The following is a 20,250-nucleotide window of genomic DNA, read 5'->3' as shown; positions in this document are numbered from 1 at the left end:
GTCGGGATGTGCGGCGGCGTCGTCATGCCCTGCGCCGTCTTGCCGTTGTGGCAGGTCGCGCAGTTGGTGTCGGTGGCGGCATGCTTGAACGCCGCGCCACCGAAGCTGGCCGTGCTGGTGTGACAGGACTCGCACGGCAGATTGGTCTGGAGATGATTGCTGGACTTGCCGCGCGCCGTCGTCCCGTTGTGGCAGTTGGCGCAACCGGCGACGATGCCGGCGTGGTCCATCTTCATTCTGATGCGGAAACTCGCCGTCGACCTGTGGCACACATCGCATGGCGCCGCCGTCGTGATGTGGTTCTTCGACTTGCCCCGTGCCATCACGCCGTTGTGGCAGGTCGTACACGACGCTTTCGCCTGGGTATGATCGATCGCCCGAACGTCCTTCCATGTCGAAGTCTGATGGCAGCTCTCACAGCGCCTCGTGGTCATCGGATGGTTGACCGACATGCCGGCCGTCTGAGCGCCGTTGTGGCAACTGGCGCACTGCGTCTGCGTGCCCTTGAACCGCCCACCGACGTGGCAGGACGAGCACTCCACTCCAACATGGCTTCCGGTCAGCGGAAACCCGGTCGAGACATGATCGAATGAACTCTGCGCAGCAGCGTGCCCTGCCAGCGCCAGAGCGAGCAGCATACCGGCAAGCAACCACCGCGCCACATAGTGCGATGCTTGCGCCAACAGCCCCCGCTTGCTGTAGCAGCTGCTCAACTCAAACTCCCGATCTTCACTCTCGACTCGATCGCCATCCGAATATTCAACGGAGACCGGTCACCCCGAATCCAGCCGAAACCCCTGAGCGGCCCGCTGCTCGCCGGTCGCCCCAACAAACCCAAGACACTCCTGCGGATTTCCTCCCCAAACGGCCCGGCAGCATGCCTTCCCTGCTACCGAACACGCGGAACGCCCCCGGCCCCTTCAATCGAGCGCTACGTTGATCGGCGGCGACCAAGTCATCAGCCAGATCACGCAGCGTCACGCCCAACACAGGGCTTCATAGACCGGCAAAGCTGGCCCAAAACTGGGCCAAGCTGAACTCAAGCTGAATGGGTGGTAATGTTTCTGGCGTCCTTCGCTCACGAGGTTCTCGCAAGCGCATCGCGCAAACCGTTGATCTGCAGGCGAACTGATAGCTGCTGCGAGCTGATGTCAGCTCGACACGATGTCGGACGACCGATGCGCCAGCGCAGCCGTCCGAATCAGTTCCTGATCTGAACGTTGCGCCATCCCGTTGCGACATGGCAGCGCTCGCACGTCTGACCGAAAGTGCCATTGTGCACGTCCGAGCTGCGATGACAGCTGAAGCAATCCATCGGCAACTTCAGATCCGGCGGCGACTTGGCCTTGTGGCAGGCCTCGCATGTGATCTTCTGGTGGACACCAACCAGCGGGAATCGTGTCTGCCGCGCGTGATCAAAGCGCCACAGCCGCCACCCATTCGGATTGTGACAACTGGCGCACCGTCCTCCGAGCTTCCCCTGGTGGAAATCCTTGTGGCAGCTCTCACAGGCCATCGGCGTATTCTTGTAGGTCGGCGTCCGGTGGCACTCCTCGCAAGGCACCGACTTGTGCAGACCTATCAACGGAAAACGCGTAATCTCGTGATCGAAGGAGAGCCTCTTCCGCCAGCCCGCATCGCTATGGCAGGTCTCGCAACGTTCGCCGAGCTTACCCTGATGCGGGTCCTGCTTGCGGTGACAGGACACGCATGACGTCGCGAGCTTGTCCCGATAGAGATCACCCGTATGGCAGCTCTCACACTTCACCTTGGCATGCGCATTTCGCAACGGGAAGCGGGTCTTGTCGTGATTGAAGCGGACCGTCTTCCACTTCTCCTGATCGTGACACGTCTCGCACTTGTCGCCGAAGCGGCCGGCATGGACGTCTTGAAGACGGTGGCATGAGCCGCACGACGTCTGCAGATCCTTGTACTGCTGGCCGGAGTGGCACGTTGCACAAGCGACCGACTTGTGGGCGCCCACGAGGGGAAACCTGGTCTTCGTGTGATCGAATTCCTTGGTCGCGCGCCATTTCACCGCCGTGTGGCAGTTCTCGCAGCGCTCACCGAGCCGGCCGCGATGAGGATCGAGCGCCTTGTGACACTCGAAGCAGGTCGAGGGTGTGTTGCGGAACTTCACCTTCGCGACATGACATCCAGCACAAGGAACGTTCTTGTGCGCATCGACCAGCCTGTAGTTCGTCATGTCGTGGTTGAATGTTTCCTTGTCGAGCTGGACGATGTCGGTTCCACGCCCCTTGTGGTCGGTGTGACACTGCCTGCACTCCTGGGTCAGCGCCGCCTGCTCGCGTCCATGCAGGCGCTCATGCTGCCTGCGATCGACTGCAATCTCCTTGTGGCAATCGAGGCAGAGGCCCGACTGCGCCTTCCGCGTGAAGGCTTCGTGGCACTTTCCGCATTCGCTTTCGAGCTTGGCATGCTTCTCGGCCAGCGGGCCCGGCATAACCAGTTTTTCAAGCAACGTCTGCGCTCGAAGCCCGGCCGACAGCAGCGCAACACCGACCATGACAGCGACAACCGCCGCTAGGCGCCACCTCATCACGAAACTCCGTCAATAGTGATGGACGGCCCAGACATGAACGAAACCCGCCAGCAGCATGAGAAAAAACAGCGGCAGATGCAGAACGTGCCACAGCGAAAATAGCCGTTCGAAAAATGTCAGTTCTGCGGCCTTCCGCACCGCAGCGGTGTACCTCCGCACGACTTCTTCGATTCGCTTCTCGCGCCGTCGCCGCTCGAACCACGACCATCGCGCACGCTTGGCTTCGGCGCGAATGAGCCGGCGCGCTTCCGCAACCACGTTGGCACGCAGCCGCCTCGTCCGCGCCGCGATGATCGCCCCCGTCCGCAGGCTCCCCAGCGCAGTTCGCGGCACCCTGTTGTCGAGCCCCTTGCTGAAGGCAGCCAACTCCCGCGACACGAATGACGCTGCCTGCATCTCCTGACCGAGCTCCATCCTCATCGCCTCGGATTCCGCAAGCAGCTCCTTGATGCGCGCCCTTCCACCATGAAGACCCATGTGGATCTTGCCGTAGATATACCGGCCGATCACGCCGCTGATCGCAACGATCAACATGGCAAAGAATGCCACGTTGCTGTTGAGTGCTCCCAGCTTGAAGTTGGCATGAAACAGGATCAGCACGGGGCCAACGACGCCCAGCAGCATGTGCGTTTTGAACCAGAATGGCACCGAGCCGATCCCGCGGAGCGACTTGAAGCGCTTGCGCATCGAATAGGCCAGCAACGATAGCATCGCGACGCTGCCGTATATTCCGAGCCAGTAGCCGGTCCCCGATCCCGGCGTAATATACTCCTCCTCCTTCTGCAGCCATCCGATGCCGATCGCTGCGACAACGAGAAGTGTGACGATGACCGGGACGGTTCCTCGAAGAGGATCGCCGTTCGCGCGAACGACTGCTGTTCTGCTCATGTTCTCGACGCTTCCTGTGAAACCCAAATGCCGGATGGGCGAATGTCCGGCTTGCCTGCGGATCTCCGGATCTCAGTCGAGAGATTCCTTCCTGATAACCACTTGCAAATAACTGTTGCGTCCTCCGGCACTGACATCATTCGTGTGAGATCAGTGCGAGCCATATTTCCGCCGACGGCATCTGTTCAACGAATGAACTACTCCTTGTCCGCAAAACTACAAATCATTCTGGAATTTCTATGTCGGCATCTGTTGAGACGAATTTGCATCTAGCGATGCGGCCGACCTTTCCGGGCGGCCACCACGGCCGGCACCTGCTGCCGCCTACTGTCAGGACTTAAGAAGGGGAAAGAGAGGACATGGCGCTCGATCTCCTGATCGTCTACGCCGCGCCGATGCTCGGCGTCTGGGCCACCTACATGGCCGTGCGCAAGCGTAAAGAAATAAAGAGCGTCGCGAAGCTCTCGGCCGCCAAGGACGCCGGTCTTCTCGAACCGGCATCGCTCCACCCCATTATCGATCCTGCCTTGTGCATCGGCTGTGGCTCATGCGTCAGGGCGTGTCCGGAGGGCGACATTCTCGGCCTGATCGGCGGCAAGGCGGCGCTCGTCGAGCCTTCGCATTGCATTGGACACGGCGCCTGCAAGGCGGTGTGTCCCGTGAATGCCATCACGCTGGTGTTTGGCACCGAAACGCGCGGCATTGACATTCCAAACGTGGACGAGGCGTTTCAGACCAATGTGCCCGGCATCTTCATCGCGGGAGAGCTCGGCGGGATGGGGCTGGTCCGAAACGCCATCGAGCAGGGACGCCAGGCGATCGACTCCGTCCGCAAGATCAAGAACATCGGCAAGTCGGACATGCTCGACGTCGTGATCGTCGGCTGCGGTCCGGCCGGACTCTCCGCCAGTCTCGCCTGCCTGCAGCATCGGCTGCGCTTCGTCACCCTCGAACAGGACTCGCTCGGCGGCACCGTCGCGCACTTCCCCCGCGGCAAGCTGGTGATGACCGCTCCCTTCACGCTGCCGCTCGCGGGTAAATTCAACTTCAGAGAGCTCAGCAAGGAGCAGCTGATCGAGTTCTTCATGAGCATCGTGCACAAGTCCCGCCTCAAGGTGAACGTCGGCGAGCGCGTCGAAGCGGTCGCCCGCGTCGGCGATGGCTTCGACGTCAAGACGAACTGCAGCAGCTACAGAACGCATGCGGTGCTCTTGGCAATCGGACGACGCGGAACACCGCGCAAGCTGGACGTCCCGGGCGAAGAGCAGACCAAGGTCGTCTATCGACTGATCGACCCCGAACAGTATCGCGGCCAGCACGTGCTCGTCGTCGGTGGCGGCGACGCCGCGCTGGAAGCCGCCTGCTCCATCGCCGACGAGCCCGGAACGACGGTGACTCTCTCCCATCGCAGCGACTCGTTCAGTCGCGCCAAACTGAAGAACCGTCAACGGACGGAAGCAGCCGCCCAATCGGGACGGCTCCACGTCATGTACAATTCGTCAGTCAAACGAGTTGGCGGTGACGACGTCGAGATCGATGCCGATGGTAGGACGAGCACGATCCGAAACGATGCCGTCATCGTGTGCGTCGGCGGCATTCTGCCGACGGCGTTCCTGAAGAGCATGGGTATCGAGGTCGAGACGAAGTATGGCACGGCATAAATCCTCTCCTGTCATCCTCCCGCTGATCTGTCTCGTCAGCTTGACCGTACCATCGGTCGCCCTGGCCGGCGACACGGCGGTGCTGGGCGGCAATCCAGCGGGCGCGAGCTCCGAAGTCCCCGGCACGAGCCAGGCTGCGGACGCGGCAATCCGGGCCGGACGTCCCGAGGAAGCACTGAAGCTGCTCGAGCGCGCGGCCATCGCCGGGGATCCAGAGGCGCAGTACCGCCTTGCATCACTCTACCGCGCCGGCCTCGGCACCAAATCAGACGACGCGCTGGCGTTCAAATGGATGGAGGCAAGTGCAAGGAAAGGACACGTCAAGGCACAGTACAATGTCGCAGCGATGTGGCTCGCAGGACGCGGAACGCCCGCCGATCCCGACCGGGCGCGGGATTGGCTGCGTAAATCGGCTGCGGCCGGTTATCAGCCCGCCGAGCAGTTGCTGGCCGATGCGGCCAATCGAAACGCGCGCCCGCGCGCCAGGGAGCCGGAGCGGGAAACTGCGCGCAGGCCCGCGCCGACGCTCGATGCGCAGGCTGCAATGCGAAACGGCCATCCGGCCATCATCGACGCCGCCCTGCGCGGCCAGCTCGATCCGATGCGCCAGCTCATCGCTGCGAAGGCTGACGTCAACGCGGTCAACCAGGACGGCGATACGCCTCTGGCGATCGCCGCGGCCGCCGGGCATCTTCGGCTGGTGGAGCTCCTGCTCGCCTCGGGAGCCAACCCGAACACCGGCAACCGGCGCGGCGACACGCCGTTGATGCTGGCAGCGGACAAGGATCATGGAGACATCATCAAATTGCTGCTGACAAAGGCGGCCGACCCATCTGCAGCGCGTGCGGATGGCGCGACCGCACTGCTGATGGCACTCAGCCGCTGCAATGGTGCCGCTATCGCCGCGCTCCTCGACGGCGCTTCCGGCAGCCTGCCTCCGTTGGCAGACGGCCGGACCCCACTCATGATCGCGGTCGCGTCGTGCACCAATGGCCCGCTCGATCGGCAACTCGTCCAGAGATCCGACCTCAACGCCGCCGATGGCCAAGGCCGCACCGCACTTTGGCACGCGGCCGGCAATGGCAATACGCAAGCGATCGGGCAACTGATCCGCGCAGGTGCGGACGTCAACCGCGCTGACGCCGACGACAAGACGCCGTTGCTGAATGCAATCGAAGGCCGCAGCGCCGCGGCCTCGCTGCTTCTGTTGGACCACGGCGCCGATCCGAAACGCGCGACAAGAGGTGGAAATACTGCTCTCATCCTCGCTGCGCGCGCCGGCCTTGCCGATGTCGTCGGTGAACTTCTCAGGCGCAAGGCCGATCCGAACGCGCGCAACGGCCAGGGCATGAGCGCGTTGATGATGGCGGCCCATGAGGGAGACATCGGCATTGCGCAAAGCCTTCTGGCCGCCGGCGCCGAAAAGCAATTGAGGAACAAGCGGCGCGAACGTGCCACGGATATCGCCGCCGCCAGCGGTCACAGCGATATTGCCAAGCTTCTGGAATAGCAGTCGATCTCGTTTCGCCTTCCTGCCCATCATGCGGTCGACGCAGCGTTCGCTGTTCCATGGCGCCGCAGACGATTCGACCGCTATTTACCAACGAACACAACGCTCCGTGCCGAGACGACCGATGATACCGTTCTCCGGCAGTGAGTGAGAATGAGTTGCAATTTCACGACGATACGCGTCGATGGATCATCATCATTCCGTACGAATGATGCCTCATTCGGCGCATTGATTGTCGACGCATCACAGACACTTGATAGTTAGCTGCAGGAATATCCGCTGCAGTCGGAGATACTACATGACAGCGGAGGCCGGATCGTTTGCGCTCATTCTCGCGCTCATCGTGTCGCTGGTACAGTCGATCGTTCCGTTCGCAGCGCTGCGTCGCCAATCCGCGATGATCGCCGGCTTCGTTCGTCACGCTGCCCTGACTCAGTTTCTCTTCGTCGCGATCGCATTCGCGTGCCTGACGTCGCTGTTCGTCCACTCCGACTTTTCAGTCCAGGTCGTCGCAGCGAACTCGCACACGCTGAAGCCGCTGCTCTACAAGGTCTCCGGAGTCTGGGGAAACCATGAGGGATCCATGCTGCTGTGGGTCCTGATCCTCTCCTTGTTCGGCGCGGCAGTTGCATTGTTCGGAACGAACCTTCCCGAGCGGCTGCAGAGCAACGTTCTCGGCGTGCACGGCATGATCGGCCTCGGCTTTCTAGCGTTCATCGTCTCGACCTCGAATCCGTTCGCGCGGCTGGTCGATGCTCCCCTCGAAGGCAACGGACTGAATCCGATTCTGCAGGATCCCGGCCTCGCCTTTCATCCACCATTTCTGTACCTGGGTTACGTCGGCTTCTCGATGGCGTTCTCGTTCTCGGTCGCCGCGCTGATCGAGGGAAAGGTCGATGCCGGCTGGGCCCGCTGGGTTCGACCGTGGGTGCTCGCCGCCTGGTGCTTTCTCACGATTGGAATCACGCTGGGCAGCGCATGGGCGTACTACACGCTCGGCTGGGGCGGCTGGTGGTTCTGGGACCCCGTCGAGAACGCATCCTTCATGCCGTGGCTTGCGGGGACTGCGCTGCTGCATTCCGCCCTTGTGGTCGAGCGTCGGAGCGCCCTCCAGAGCTGGACGATCCTGCTGGGGATCGTGACCTTCTCATTGAGCCTGATCGGGACTTTCCTGGTGAGGTCCGGCGTGCTCACCAGCGTTCATGCCTTCGCACAGGACCCGTCGCGTGGCGCATTCATCCTGGCGCTGATCCTGGTAGCGACCGGCGGGGCATTGACGCTGTATGCGATCCGGGCGCCAAGCCTGAAGCACGGCGCGCTGTTTGCAGCGGTCAGCCGCGAGAGCGGCCTCGTCCTCAACAATGTGCTGCTCACGGCAGCCGTGGCCACCGTGTTTCTCGGCACGTTCTACCCGCTCCTCGTCGACATGCTCGGGAACGACAAGATCTCGGTCGGCCCTCCCTACTACAACTTGACGTTCGTTCCGATCATGGTTCCGCTGCTGCTTGCCATGGTGATCGGCCCGGTTCTGAAATGGAAGCGCGATCTCCTCGTTGCGGCGCTGCAACGGCTCCGCCTGGCCGGGGTGCTTGCGGCATTCGTCGCCGTCGCAATCCTCGTCGCGACGTTCGGACAGCGTTTCCTGGTCGCATTCTTCTTCGGCATCTCCGTCTGGCTCGTGATCGGCTCGTTGATGGTGCTGGCTCATCGCGTCCGCCTCGGCACGACGACTCCCTTGGCGACCTCGCTCAACCTCGCGCGCACCACCCCGCTCGCGGTCTACGGCCTGGTGCTGGCCCATGCGGGAATGGGCGTCACCGTCGCAGGCATTACCGGGATGACCGCGTGGGCCTCCGAGAAGGTGCAGATGCTGCGGCCGGGCCAGAGCCTGCAGCTCGCGGGCTATGACATCAAGTTGCGCTCGATCGGAAAATTTCCGGGCCCCAACTACGAAGCCGAGCGTGGCTCGTTCGACATCACGCGGAACGGAAAGCCGTTCACGCAGCTTTCCAGCGAGCGCCGCTTCTATCCCGTCAGACAGCAGCAGACGACCGCCGCCGGCATTCGAACCAACCTGATCTGGAACGTCTATGTGACGCTCGGCGACCCCGACGACAAAGGCGCGTGGGCGGTGCGCTGCTACTATCACCCTCTGGTGCCGCTGGTCTGGATCGGCGCACTGATGATGGCTTGCGGCGGCTTCATCTCGCTGGCGGACCGGAGATTTCGTGTCGGTGCTCCACGACGGGCGATGCTGGCCGTACCGACTGCCGTTCCTGCTGAATAGGACGAGATATGCCGCGCCTACCCTATCTCATACCTCTCGTGGCCTTCGCCGCACTGGCCGCTGGATTGGCTTTCAGCCTGACCAACGATCCGCGGCGAATGCCCTCGACCCTGATCGACAAGCCGACGCCGCGCTTCCAGCTCGCGTCGCTCGACGGCAAGGACGGCGGTCTTGCCAGTACCGATCTGCAGGGCGATGTGGTCCTGCTCAACGTGTTCGCATCCTGGTGTCCCGGATGCCGCGTCGAGCACCCGATGCTGCTCAAGCTCGCGGAGAGCTCCGCCATCCCGATCTACGGACTGAACTGGAAGGACGATCGGAACGACGGCAAACGCTGGCTTGCCAAGCATGGCAGTCCCTATGCCCGTGTCGGCTCCGATGAGTCCGGCCGGGCCGGCATCGACCTCGGCGTGACCGGCGTTCCCGAAACCTTCGTGATCGATCGGGCCGGCCGCATCCGCTACCGCTATCCCGGCCCGCTGACCGAAGATGTATGGCGTGACGATTTCGAACCTCTGCTGAAGGCACTCAGGAGCGAGTCATGAGCTGCCGGCGGATGAAGGGATTAACCGGAGCGCTGCTCGTCAGCTCGCTCGTGCTGACGGCGACCTTGTCGCCGTCCCGTGCGGTGCTTCCGGACGAAATGCTACGGGATGAGGGGCTGGAGGCCCGTGCGCGCGCGCTGGGCCAGGAGTTGCGCTGCGTCGTTTGTCAGAATCAAAGCATCGACGATTCGAACGCTCCATTGGCGCATGATCTGAGGGTTCTGTTGCGCGACCGCCTGCAGGCCGGCGACAGCGACCGGCAGGCGGTGGACTTCCTGGTCGCACGCTACGGCAACTTCGTCCTGCTCAAGCCTCCCTTGCAGTGGAATACGATCCCGCTGTGGATCGGCCCGCTCCTGGCGCTGCTGGCGGCCATCGTCGGCTTCGGCCGCTACGTGCGCCGCGCGGCAGCCAATGCGACCGCGCTCGGAGCGGAGCACGTCGCTCCGCTCAGCGCCGACGAACTCAAAGCCATCGAGGCGATCCTCGATCGACGGAGCCTTTCATGATGCTATGGCTGATCCTGACGGCGATGATTTCCGTGGCCGCCGTGCTGATATCGACGCCCTTCATCCGCAACTACGAGCGGAGACGGTTGGCTTCGGCTCAGGGACTCGCCGTCCACCACGACCAGCTCCGCGAGATCGAGAACGAAACCGCACGGGGCCTGATCGACAAGTCGGATGGCGAGAACGCGGCCAGCGAGATCAAGCGGCGCATTCTCGCCGCAGCCGCCGCCGAACAGCCGCCGGCGCCCTCCCTCACCAGCTCCGAACGAAAATTTGCGCTCGCCGTCGTCACGATGACGGTGGTGTTCGGCTCCGTCATCCTGTACGCGGTCATCGGAAATCCGGATGTCCCCGCAGCCGCGCCGGGCCAGACCGCCAGCAGCACGACGGCGAGGTCGGTTGGCGAGGCGCGATCCGACGCCGGCACCCAGGCCATTGCCTCGCTGGAGCAGATGACCAGCCAGGACGGTCGCGACCGACCGCAGCAGGGCAGCGGACTGCCGCCGGTCGAAGAGATGATCCAGCGTGTGCAGACCAGACTGGAGCGGAATCCCAAGGACGCCGACGGATGGCGGCTGCTGGGCTGGTCGCTGTTCAACATCGAGCGCTTTGCCGAGGCGGCACAGGCCTATGCGCGCGCAATGGAGCTGCGGCCAGGCTCGGCCGAATACCGCAGCGCACGCGGCGAAGCGCTGGTGCGGGCCGCGGACGGCACCGTCACGTCCGAAGCCCGCGCGGATTTCGACGAAGCACTCAAACTGGATCCCAAGGACGCGCGCGCCCGCTTCTTCATCGGCGTCGTGAAAGAGCAGGAGGGCGACAAACGGGGTGCGATGGCCGACTGGACGGCGATCGTATCCGAGGCCGATCCGAACGAGCCGTGGCTGCCCGATCTCAAGCAGCGGCTCGGCGCGCTTCGTCGCGAGCTCGGGGAGGATGACGGCTCGCCATCGCCTGCCCGGCCGAACCTGTCCGCCGAGCGCATGCAGGAGCTCCTGCGCTCCGGCAAGACCGCGGCGACCGAGCCGGCGGAGCCGCGCGGCCCCCGCGCCGAGGACATCCGAAAGGCCGAAAGCATGTCCACACAGGACCGCAACCTCATGATCCGCGGCATGGTGGATGGCCTTGCGAGCCGCCTCGAACAATCACCGCGCGATGTAGAAGGCTGGATCAAGTTGATCCGCTCGCGGGTCGTGCTGGGCGAGGTCGAGGCGGCGAAACAGTCGCTGCAACGCGCACTGTCGGTCTTCGCGGAGGACGTCCCGGAGCGCACGCGCATAGCTGACGCAGCCAGAGAGCTCGGAATCAATCCATAACGTTCGAGGGCCCGATCCGCGTGTCATCATCGTCGGAACCCGTTCGGCAACCGGAGGAATGGCAATGCGCATTCTGCTCATAGAGGACGAGCCCGTCTACGCGGAGCGCATCAGGGAAAGCTTGGCCGATGCCGGTTTCGAGGCGGATCTCGCCACCGATGGCAAGCAGGGCTGGATGCTGGGCAACAGCCAGCCCTATGATGCCGCGGTCCTCGACCTCGGCCTGCCGTGCATTTCGGGCCTCGACGTGCTGCAACGCTGGCGTCATACCGGGCACACGCTGCCGGTGCTGATCCTGTCGGCCCGCAGCGGCTGGGCCGAGCGTGTCAACGGCCTGAACGCTGGCGCGGACGACTATCTCGAAAAGCCCTTCAAGGCGCAGGAGCTGGTCGCGCGGGTCAAATCGCTGCTCCGTCGGGTCTCCAGCAGACCGGAGGCCGTACTCCGCCTCCGGCAGATCGAATTCAACGCGGCGGCTGGCCTGGTCAAGAAGGACGGGCAGATCGTCGACCTGACTGCACTCGAGTTGCGCGTCCTCGAGCTCCTCATGCGCCGCGCCGATCATATCGTGTCGCAGACCGAGCTACTGGAGCACATCTATCCGAGCAGCGACCATCGCGACTCCAATACGGTCGAAGTCTACATTGCCCGGCTCAGGAGAAAGCTGGGGCGTGATTGCATTCGCACCGTCAGAGGCATGGGATATCGCTTCGGATAGAGCAATGTTCAGCCGCAACTTCCGAGCCCGCATGATCGTGGTCGCCGCGATCTGGATTTCCATCGTCTTGTTCGCCAGCGGGCTCGGACTCTCGATCGTCATTCGCCGTGTCGTCGTGGCCCACTTCGATCATGACCTCCTGGATCACGCCCGCGAGCTCGCCGACCTCGTGGAAATCGACGCAACGCAGCGGCTATTCATCGCCCGCAATCTGAGCGATCCGCGTTTCTCCCCTGCCAGGTCCGGAATGTATTGGCAGGTTATCCTGCAGAACGGCGAAACCGCGCGTTCGCCGTCGCTACAGGATGACCTTTCTCTTTCATTCACGCCCGATCAGACTCGCGAGGGTTCCCTGCCTCCCTCCACGGCGCTTACGAATGTGGAGGGACCGACTGGGCCGATGCGCATGGTCCGAAACATCAGCGAGCCGTCTCGGCTCGGGCAACCCGTCGAAATCCGTGTCGGTGCCGACGAGCGACTGATCAGTGACGAGATGCAGCACCTCAATCTGACGCTGATCGCGACGCTGGGTATCATGGCCCTCGCCATGGTTGGCACCGCCTACGCTCAAGTCGTTTACGGCCTGCGGCCGCTCCAGCGCATGAGTCGCGCCATCGTGGACGTGCGCAGCGGCAAGACCACGCGGCTGCCTGAGGACCTGCCGGAGGAAATCATGCCGCTCGTCACCGAGTTGAACGGAATGATTGCGGCAAATCTCATCATGGTCGATCGCGCTCGCGTGCTCGCAGGAAGTTTTGCACACGCGCTGAAGACGCCTCTGGCAATTCTCGACGAGGAGGCAGCACGGCTCAAAGCATCCGGTCAGGAGAGCCACGCTCAGATTCTGTCGGAGCAGTGCTCGCGAATGGCGCTGCTCATCAACTACCAGACGGCGCGCGCAAAGGCCTCCACGATCGCGAATGCAGGTGCGTTTGCGGTCGTCGCAGACGTCTTGAGGAGCGTCATCAATACCTACTCGCGATTCAGCCCGGGGCACGACCGGCGGTTCGAAGTCGAAGGAGCAGCCGACGTCGTCGTTGCCTGCGATACGAACGATCTGACCGAACTCATCGGCAACCTGCTCGACAATGCGGCAAAATGGGCACATGACCGCGTCGTGATTTCGATCGAGGATCTCGACAGCACCGTCTTGATCACGGTGGAGGACGACGGGCCCGGCATTCCAGTCGAAGAGCGAATGCGCGTGTTCGACGTGGGCACGAGACTTGACGACGCGAAGCCGGGCACTGGGCTCGGTCTGGCGATTGCCCGCGACCTGACCAGTCTCTATGATGGCCGACTATGGATCGAGGATTCGAGAATTGGGGGCGTCGCCCTGAAGCTCGCACTTCGAAAGAAGGGTGATCCAAGCTCATCGTGACATGACTGGTGCCCGCAGCGCCACACGAAGCCGCCTGGTCGATGCGTTTGGTGAACAGACGCCCCCCATTGCCGTCACAGAACCGGACCTTCAGCACCAACGCCTTCTTGCCGCGGAAAGCAAACGGGTAGCCGAAGAACGGCCCTTCGTCGGCGCGTCGTGTACCAGCATCGAGACCCCGAAATGCCGGCTCACGACATCGCCCAAGCCAACCGTGAGAAGCCTGGCATCAGCGGAATGGACGAGGTGGTCGCGTTCGACCAGAGCCTGTCATCGGAGGATTTTCTCAAGCCCGTCGCAGAAAACAGGACAGCAACGACCCGCGGGAACGAGCGGTAACATTCCCAGGCAACATCCGAAAAGTTCAAGGATTTCAAGGATTAAACGAGGATTTATGGTGCGCTCGGAGGGACTCGAACCCCCACGGTGTTACCCACTGCCACCTCAAGGCAGCGCGTCTACCAATTCCGCCACGAGCGCGAAGAAGAAGCCGGAGCCAGAGGAAGGGCGGCACCGGATCAGTGGCGCCCGTGTATCAAATCGATGTCGGGGGGACAAGGCCCGCCCTGCCCTAAAATACCGGATTGTGGATGGTTTTCGCGCCGCCCGGGGCCGCTATCGCGACGTCGGCGTCGGCGAGCGCGGCAGCATCTGCTTGACCTCGACCGCGATGCGGTTGCGGTCGACCAGCACGACCCCGTTGGCGATCGGCAGGTTGTTGGCGAGCACCTTGACGTCATCAGCCTCGGTGGCGTCCAGCTCGATGATGGCGCCACGGGACAGGCGCAGAACCTGGTGGATGGGCATGGAGCAGGTGCCGAGAACGACCATCAGGTCGACTGTCACTTTATCGAGGGTTGACACTGCAGGACCACCGAAGTCACGACTGGATTTTCGTTGCCCAGACATCACCATGTTGTGGTTAGCCAATGGTTAACAGCCGCCAAACACTCGACCTGACCACCTTTGCGGGCCCCCCCGGCAACGCCGTGGCGTGGTGCATCTCCGATTCGCTGGTCGACTACGCCCAGGCCACCGAATTCATGGAGGCGCGGGCGGCGGCGATCGCCGCCAACGAGGCCGCGGAGATGGTCTGGCTGCTCGAACACCCGCCGGTCTACACCTCCGGTACGTCGGGCAAGGCGGAAGACCTGCGCGATCCGCGCTTTCCGCTGGTGCCGACCGGCCGTGGCGGCCAGGTCACCTATCATGGGCCCGGCCAGCGGGTGGCCTATGTCATGCTCGACCTCAAGCGGCGGCGCCCCGACGTACGCGCCTATGTCGCCGCGCTCGAGGAGACGATCATCCGCACCCTCGACGCCTTCAATGTGCGCGGCGAGCGGCGCGAGGATCGCGTCGGTGTCTGGGTCAAACGGCCCGACAAGGGCGAGGGCCATGAGGACAAGATCGCCGCGATCGGCGTGCGGCTGAAGCGCTGGGTCACGTTTCACGGCATCGCCATCAATGTCGAGCCGGACCTGTCGCACTTTCAGGCCATCGTGCCCTGCGGCGTGACCGATCCGCGCTACGGCGTCACCAGCCTGGTCGATCTCGGCCTGCCGGTGACGCTCGCCGATGTCGACATCGCGTTCCGGCAGGCGTTCGAGAGCGTGTTCGGCGCCGTCAGCGTCGCGCAGCCGGAGACGGCATGAGCTCACGCAGCGCCCTGCTGCGGCGGCACCCCGAGCTTCGCCGCGACATAGCGGCGCTCCTGGCTCAAGCCACCGAAGCCGTAGGCATCCGCCTTGACCTCGTCGACATGAAGGTAGGTCTCGTGATGCAGCGGTCCGATCAGCTCGGCCATGCGCGCGAACACCGCGGCGAGATAGGCGGCCTTCTCGTCCTTGGTATTGGTGCCCTCGCTGACGTGAACGTCGATCCAATAGCTTGAAAGCCCCTGCTCCGCCAGCGCGGCGCCGCCGGCGAACCAGTCCGCGGCATCCGCTTCCGAGACGATGACGGCGGTGACCTTGGGATCCTTGCGCAGGATGCGTGCGGTCAGTTCGGTGACGGCGTCCGCAATGTCCTTCTTCAGCGCGGGCGAGCGACGCTGGCTGGCATAGATGATGTTGATCAATGGCATTTTTGGCTCCCGGTCTCGAGCGCGTGACTGCGCTTCGAGAGCAAAGCTAGCCCCACGCCGCCCATTTTGGTACGTTATCGATATGGATATCAATGATAACAGACGCATATGACCGCCACGCTCGACATCGCGACCGTCCGCGCCTTTCTGCTGGTGAGCGAGCTGCACAGCTTCACGCGGGCGGCCGAGACGCTCGGCACCACCCAGGCCGCGGTCAGCCTGAAGCTGCAGCGACTGGAAGCGCTGCTCGGAAAGCGGCTGGTCGAGCGTTCGCCGCGCGCGGTCCGGCTCACCGCCGACGGCGCGGCTTTCGCCGAGAACGCCCGCGCGCTGGTTGCCGCGCATGACCTCGCGCTCACGGGAGCGCCCCGCACCCGCCCGCTTCTGTCGCTCGGGATCAGCGATCACGTCGCCGGCCCCGAGCTGGTGCCGATGCTCGAGCAGCTCCATGCTGCCACGGCGGACCTCGTCCTGTCGGTCAGCATCGGCTTCTCGCGCGACCTGCTCGACCGCTACGATGCCGGCAAGCTCGACGCCGTGATCGTCCGCCAGGAGGCGAGCCGCCGCGGTGGCGAGGCGTTGATCACGGACGAGTTCGGCTGGTTCGCAGCTCCCAGATTTCGTCTGCCGGCGGGCGGCACGCTGCCGCTCGCCACGCTCGCGCCGCCCTGCGGCGTGCGCAGTATCGCGGTCCGCGCTCTCGAGCGCGCCCGAATCAGCTTCAGCGAAACGTTCGTCGGCGGCGGGGTGACGGCCGTTGCGGCGGCCGCGCGCGCCGGTCTTGCGGTTGCGCCGCTGGCCCGCCGGATCGCGCCGAGCGGACTGATCGATGTCGGACCGGATCTCGGCCTGCCCAAGCTCGGCCGTTCCAAGGTGATGCTGCATGCAAAGGCAGGAGACGCGGCCAAGCGCGCGGCCTTGCGCACGCTGGCCGCGGCCTTCCGAAGCGCCGCGATGTCGAAGTAATTGACGCCCGCGGAGCCTGATGTAGCATGGGTTGATGATCGGAGCTCAGGAGCAGCGGCTTGAACCGTCTCTTGACCGCAGCTGACCTCGTCAGCGCCCCAGCAAAGCCGAGCCCGGCCTCGACCGGCGCGACCGGCCTCGAACCGTTACATCGCCACGCGCTGATCCGAACCTCCAACGCCGACGTGCTGCGCGACCTCGCGGGGCGCCGGCTCGGCGCCGAGCGCGTCGACTTCAGGAACGCCGAGCGCTTCGAGGCGATCGTCAACCTGATCGAACTCGAGACCATCGGCCTCGCCTTTGGCACCACGACCTGCGACATGGTCTGTGACCATCGTGCGGCCGACTTCATCAGGGTGCAGATCGCCCTGAAGGGACGCGCGGTCAGTTGCGCCCGCGGCGAGGCGACCGACGTCAACGAGCATCAGTTCGCAGTCGCGCCGGCCGGCGTGCCATGGCAGATGGCGTGCCAGGGTGGCCATCGACGCCTCACTTTGCGGCTCGATCCGCAAGCGCTGCGGCGGCGCCTGACGGCGCTGGTCGGCGTGCAGCCGCGCGCCGACTTTGCGGTCGCCCCCGCCATTCCGGCCGCCGATCCGCAGGCCCGCAGCCTGATGCGGCTGCTCGATTTCCTGACGACCCAGCTGAACGAGCAGGATGCGGCGTTCCCCGCTGCGGTCTATCGCGAGCTGGAGGATGCGGTGCATGTCGCGTTCCTCTGCGCGAGCCGTCATCGTTTCCGCGACACGCTCCTGGATCCCTCTCCGATGCCGGATTTCGGCCTGGTCAAGCGGCTCGAAGATTACATCGAGGCCAACTGGCGCGAGCCGATCACGATCGAGCGCCTTGCGCGCGAAGCCGGCGTCAGCGCCCGCTCGATCTTCCGTCTGTTCGAGCGCGTGCGCGGCTATTCGCCGATGGCCTTTGCCAAGTCGGTGCGCCTGCGGCGCGCCCACGAGATGCTGCGGTCCGGCGATCCGGCCGTCACGGTTGCGGCGGCGGCCGCCGCCTGCAACTTTGCCAATGCCGGACACTTCGCCCGCTACTATCGCGCCACGTTCGGCGAGTTGCCATCGGCGACGATGACGCGCGCCGAGCAATCGTGACGCTTTCGGCCGCTCACAGGATGGCTTCGAGCGCGCTGCGCAGGCTCTGATGGCGGAACACGAAACCGCTCGACAACGCCTTGTTCGGCACCACGCGCTGGCCGCCGAGCAAAAGCTCCTCGGCGAGGTCGCCGCCGATCCGGCGCAGCAGGCCGGCGGGAACGCGCAGCAGCGCCGGTCGCCGCAGGCAGCGCGCGAGCTCGGCGGTGAAGGCGAGATTGCGCACCGGTAGCGGCGCTGTCGCATTGACCGGCCCGGTGATGGTCTCGGTCGCAATCACATGCGCGATCAGCCGGACGAGATCGTCGCGCTCGATCCAGGACATCCATTGCAGGCCGGAGCCGAATGGCCCGCCCAGGCCGAATTCGAATGGCGTCAGCATCCGCGCCAGGAAGCCGCCGTCGCGGCCGACGACGAGACCGATCCGCAGCAATGCGACGCGGACGCCATGTGCTTCGGCACCGCGAGCCGCCTGCTCCCAGGCGTCGCAGAGGTCATGACTGAAGCAGGCATGCGACTTGGCGGATTCGGTCAGCGGCTGGTCCTGCCACAGGCCGTACCAGCCGATCGCCGAGCCGTTGACCAATACACTCGGCTTGCGGTCGAGCCGAGCAATCAGAGAGACGACGGCTTCCGTCGTAGCCAGCCGCGACTGCAGGATCGTCGCGCGCTTGGCCGCCGTCCACGGTGCGTTGCCGATCGGCTCGCCGGCGAGATTGACGATCGCGTCGATGCGGGTGTCGGAGGCGAGTTGATCGAGACCGGTGATCAAGGTCAGTGGCGCCGGCAACATTGCGGCCTTGGCCGGGTCGCGCACCAGGGCGACGACGTGATGGCCGGCCGCGGTAAGACTCGCCGCCAGCCGCGTGCCGATGAAGCCGGTCGCACCGGTGATGAGAATGGTCTGCGCCGCCGGCAGCGCCGCGACCAGCGCGGCGGCATCGGGCTGTGACATCCGCGCGAGGCGTCGCGCCGCGGCGAAGTCGCGCAGACCGCATAGGCCAGCGCCAGCCGCGGCGGCAGCCGCAATCCAGCTCAGCACGCCGGCATAGGCCGGCACGATTGCCGAAGGCCACATCGCCCAGCCGATCAGCAGCGGCACCAGCAGCATCAGGATCGCGCCGTAGTTGATGGCGAGCAGAGTGTGATTGATACGCTCGCTCGGTGGGAGCCTGCGCGTCAGATCCTCCTCGACGAAATCGGTCAAGGTGATGGCGATCTCGGCCACGAGCACCGCGAGCACGAGGATTGCGAACAATCCATGCACCTCGCACCAGCCGAGGACGGCGAACAGCAGCGCATAGAGCACGTTGCGGATACCGTGCAGCTTGAGCTCGCCCTGCTGCGACGGCCGCCACGCCAGGCGCTCGGTGAACTCATGGTGATAGAAGGTGTCGAACACGCCCATCACGATCTGCAGCGCGATCAGGGACCAGAGCAGCGGCGTCATGGTGTGGACTCCCGGAACACGGCGCTCTGGCGGATGATGCGCCCGAAGCGCGGGTGGGTGATCTCGAGCGAGAAGCGAAAGACGCCGCTGCCGAGATCGGAATGGGTGACGGTGAGGTCGCCGAGCGTGAGCCATGCCGGCAGCGCCCAGCGCCGGCCCGCGAAGTCGAACGTGTAGCCGGCGCTATGGAAATGAAGCGCCCCATCGGCGACGCCGACACGCAGGCTCATGCTGAGGCCCCAGCCGAGATATTCCTCGAGCCCCGTTGGACCGGCGAAGCGCTTGGCGGAATGGATCACCTGCGGGAAGCCATGCGGGCGCCCGCAAATGCGTGTCCAGATCTGACCGCCTCTCGCCGCGTCCTCCGTCACCGCGACGATCATCGGCACACCGATGTCCGCGCGCGTCGGCAGCGGCCCGCCGATCAGCCGTGCCAGATGCGCGAACCAGAATCCGGCACGGCTGATCTCGGCCTGATCGACCTCGCCGACATAGACGACGGTGGCGCCGTCGGCGAGTTTCTTGGAGAAGCGGCGCCAGATCGACACCGGCAGTCGTCCCCAGTCTTCGGCGGACAGCAGCGCGCGGAACCTGTGATCATCATGGAGCCGGGCGCTGGAGGGCGTTGAAAGTCCGAGATGTCGCATGGTGACCATGACGCCCTCCACTCTCCTCAAGCGCTGCCGGACCTGGACCTTCCCGACGGCAACAGATTTGCAATCTTCTCGCCGAGCTTGATCAGCGCGACGAGACGCGGCCGCGGCACCTTCAGCATCTGCACGTACCAGCGGTCGATCAGCTCGGTGAACGCCAGCATGTCTTTCAGACGCTTGGCTGCGACCGCGCTGATCGTGGGATCGCCGGTCGCTTCCGCGACGCAGGCGCGCAGCGCCGCGATGGCCGGATCGATCTCGCGTTCCTTGCGGCCGGCCGCGATCCGCTGCGCCACCTCCCAGATGTCGGTCTCGGCCTCGAAATGATCGCGGCGGTCGCCGAGGATCGGCACGCGCCGGATCAAGCCCCAGGCGAGCAGCTCCTTCAGCGAGTTCGAGACATTGGAGCGGGCCATGCCGAGCGTGTCGGCGATGTCCTCCGCCGTCACCGGCTTCTCGGCGAGATACAGCAGCCCGTGGATCTGGCTCACCGAGCGGTTCACGCCCCACTGGTCGCCCATGTCGCCCCAGTTGAGGATGAAGCGCTCGACGGCGGGTGGAAGCTTCCGATTGCCTGTTATTTCTTTCATGACAGAAATATCTGATCGTAGAGA

At 64.4% G+C, this 20,250-nt stretch carries 18 protein-coding genes, 1 tRNA gene and 1 pseudogene; 11 read left to right on the top strand and 9 right to left on the bottom strand.

The window, feature by feature from the left end:
* The 3 genes and pseudogenes from QW868_RS24965 to QW868_RS24955 form a co-directional block, all read right to left on the bottom strand.
* Positions 1 to 713: pseudogene (locus QW868_RS24965) on the bottom strand (hypothetical protein); the annotation flags it as partial.
* Between the two features lie 488 nt (positions 714 to 1,201).
* Positions 1,202 to 2,560, bottom strand: coding sequence for a cytochrome c3 family protein (locus QW868_RS24960; protein WP_315799222.1), 1,359 nt, complete (start codon positions 2,558 to 2,560; stop codon positions 1,202 to 1,204).
* A 12-nt stretch (positions 2,561 to 2,572) separates the two neighbouring features.
* Positions 2,573 to 3,478, bottom strand: coding sequence for a pyridine nucleotide-disulfide oxidoreductase (locus QW868_RS24955; protein ID WP_316231769.1), 906 nt, complete (start codon positions 3,476 to 3,478; stop codon positions 2,573 to 2,575).
* Between the two features lie 368 nt (positions 3,479 to 3,846).
* Here QW868_RS24955 and QW868_RS24950 point away from each other — a divergent pair, with 368 nt between their 5' ends.
* The 8 genes from QW868_RS24950 to QW868_RS24915 all read left to right on the top strand — a co-directional run bounded on the left by QW868_RS24950 (position 3,847) and on the right by QW868_RS24915 (position 13,378).
* Positions 3,847 to 5,112: an NAD(P)-binding domain-containing protein gene (locus QW868_RS24950; protein ID WP_316231768.1), complete on the top strand. Its 1,266-nt coding sequence runs from the start codon at positions 3,847 to 3,849 to the stop codon at positions 5,110 to 5,112.
* Positions 5,099 to 6,622 carry an ankyrin repeat domain-containing protein gene (locus tag QW868_RS24945; protein ID WP_316231767.1) on the top strand — a complete coding sequence of 508 codons (1,524 nt, stop codon included), beginning with the start codon at positions 5,099 to 5,101 and terminating at the stop codon, positions 6,620 to 6,622. Before QW868_RS24950 ends, QW868_RS24945 begins: the two co-directional genes overlap by 14 nt.
* Positions 6,623 to 6,920: 298 nt before the next feature.
* On the top strand, positions 6,921 to 8,909 hold the full coding sequence (locus tag QW868_RS24940; RefSeq protein ID WP_316231766.1) for a heme lyase CcmF/NrfE family subunit: 1,989 nt from the start codon (positions 6,921 to 6,923) through the stop codon (positions 8,907 to 8,909).
* An 8-nt stretch (positions 8,910 to 8,917) separates the two neighbouring features.
* Positions 8,918 to 9,454 carry a DsbE family thiol:disulfide interchange protein gene (locus QW868_RS24935; RefSeq protein ID WP_316231765.1) on the top strand — a complete coding sequence of 179 codons (537 nt, stop codon included), beginning with the start codon at positions 8,918 to 8,920 and terminating at the stop codon, positions 9,452 to 9,454.
* Positions 9,451 to 9,963: a cytochrome c-type biogenesis protein gene (locus QW868_RS24930; protein ID WP_315737695.1), complete on the top strand. Its 513-nt coding sequence runs from the start codon at positions 9,451 to 9,453 to the stop codon at positions 9,961 to 9,963. The genes QW868_RS24935 and QW868_RS24930 overlap by 4 nt, the downstream gene beginning before the upstream one ends.
* Positions 9,960 to 11,279, top strand: coding sequence for a c-type cytochrome biogenesis protein CcmI (gene ccmI / locus QW868_RS24925; protein ID WP_316231764.1), 1,320 nt, complete (start codon positions 9,960 to 9,962; stop codon positions 11,277 to 11,279). Before QW868_RS24930 ends, ccmI begins: the two co-directional genes overlap by 4 nt.
* A gap of 64 nt (positions 11,280 to 11,343) precedes the next feature.
* On the top strand, positions 11,344 to 11,997 hold the full coding sequence (locus tag QW868_RS24920) for a response regulator transcription factor (protein WP_315737693.1): 654 nt from the start codon (positions 11,344 to 11,346) through the stop codon (positions 11,995 to 11,997).
* Positions 11,998 to 12,001: 4 nt separating this feature from the next.
* Positions 12,002 to 13,378 (top strand): HAMP domain-containing sensor histidine kinase, encoded by a 1,377-nt coding sequence (locus QW868_RS24915; RefSeq protein ID WP_315737692.1) that lies wholly within the window; start codon positions 12,002 to 12,004, stop codon positions 13,376 to 13,378.
* A gap of 395 nt (positions 13,379 to 13,773) precedes the next feature.
* On the opposite strand, the gene QW868_RS24910 is transcribed toward QW868_RS24915, so the two are convergent.
* Positions 13,774 to 13,858: transfer RNA gene (locus QW868_RS24910), tRNA-Leu, on the bottom strand.
* Positions 13,859 to 13,993: 135 nt separating this feature from the next.
* On the bottom strand, positions 13,994 to 14,287 hold the full coding sequence (locus QW868_RS24905) for a FliM/FliN family flagellar motor switch protein (protein ID WP_409997775.1): 294 nt from the start codon (positions 14,285 to 14,287) through the stop codon (positions 13,994 to 13,996).
* A gap of 20 nt (positions 14,288 to 14,307) precedes the next feature.
* Between QW868_RS24905 and lipB the strand changes: the two genes are divergently transcribed.
* On the top strand, positions 14,308 to 15,030 hold the full coding sequence (gene lipB / locus QW868_RS24900) for a lipoyl(octanoyl) transferase LipB (protein ID WP_315737691.1): 723 nt from the start codon (positions 14,308 to 14,310) through the stop codon (positions 15,028 to 15,030).
* Between the two features lie 2 nt (positions 15,031 to 15,032).
* Here the strand turns inward: lipB and QW868_RS24895 are convergent, their stop codons facing one another.
* Positions 15,033 to 15,461 carry a 4-oxalocrotonate tautomerase family protein gene (locus tag QW868_RS24895; protein ID WP_315776563.1) on the bottom strand — a complete coding sequence of 143 codons (429 nt, stop codon included), beginning with the start codon at positions 15,459 to 15,461 and terminating at the stop codon, positions 15,033 to 15,035.
* 108 nt (positions 15,462 to 15,569) lie between these two features.
* Here QW868_RS24895 and QW868_RS24890 point away from each other — a divergent pair, with 108 nt between their 5' ends.
* Both QW868_RS24890 and QW868_RS24885 read left to right on the top strand, forming a co-directional pair.
* On the top strand, positions 15,570 to 16,427 hold the full coding sequence (locus QW868_RS24890; RefSeq protein ID WP_316231763.1) for a LysR family transcriptional regulator: 858 nt from the start codon (positions 15,570 to 15,572) through the stop codon (positions 16,425 to 16,427).
* Positions 16,428 to 16,486: 59 nt separating this feature from the next.
* Positions 16,487 to 17,533, top strand: coding sequence for an AraC family transcriptional regulator (locus QW868_RS24885; protein WP_315799218.1), 1,047 nt, complete (start codon positions 16,487 to 16,489; stop codon positions 17,531 to 17,533).
* A gap of 13 nt (positions 17,534 to 17,546) precedes the next feature.
* Here QW868_RS24885 and QW868_RS24880 read toward each other — a convergent pair whose 3' ends face one another.
* Genes QW868_RS24880 through QW868_RS24870 form a run of 3 tightly spaced genes read right to left on the bottom strand, consistent with a single transcriptional unit; the run spans position 17,547 to position 20,226 of the window.
* Positions 17,547 to 18,983 (bottom strand): TIGR01777 family oxidoreductase, encoded by a 1,437-nt coding sequence (locus tag QW868_RS24880; RefSeq protein WP_316231762.1) that lies wholly within the window; start codon positions 18,981 to 18,983, stop codon positions 17,547 to 17,549.
* Positions 18,980 to 19,639, bottom strand: a complete 660-nt coding sequence (locus QW868_RS24875; protein WP_316231761.1) for a DUF4166 domain-containing protein — start codon at positions 19,637 to 19,639, stop codon at positions 18,980 to 18,982. Before QW868_RS24875 ends, QW868_RS24880 begins: the two co-directional genes overlap by 4 nt.
* Positions 19,640 to 19,656: 17 nt before the next feature.
* Positions 19,657 to 20,226, bottom strand: coding sequence for a GbsR/MarR family transcriptional regulator (locus QW868_RS24870; protein WP_316231760.1), 570 nt, complete (start codon positions 20,224 to 20,226; stop codon positions 19,657 to 19,659).
* Positions 20,227 to 20,250: the final 24 nt, after the last annotated feature.

This window comes from Bradyrhizobium sp. SZCCHNR1051, assembly GCF_032489615.1.
Taxonomy (GTDB): Bacteria; Pseudomonadota; Alphaproteobacteria; order Rhizobiales; family Xanthobacteraceae; genus Bradyrhizobium.
The sequence above is the reverse complement of the archived record's forward strand: the minus strand, read 5'-3'. Positions and strand labels throughout refer to the sequence as shown.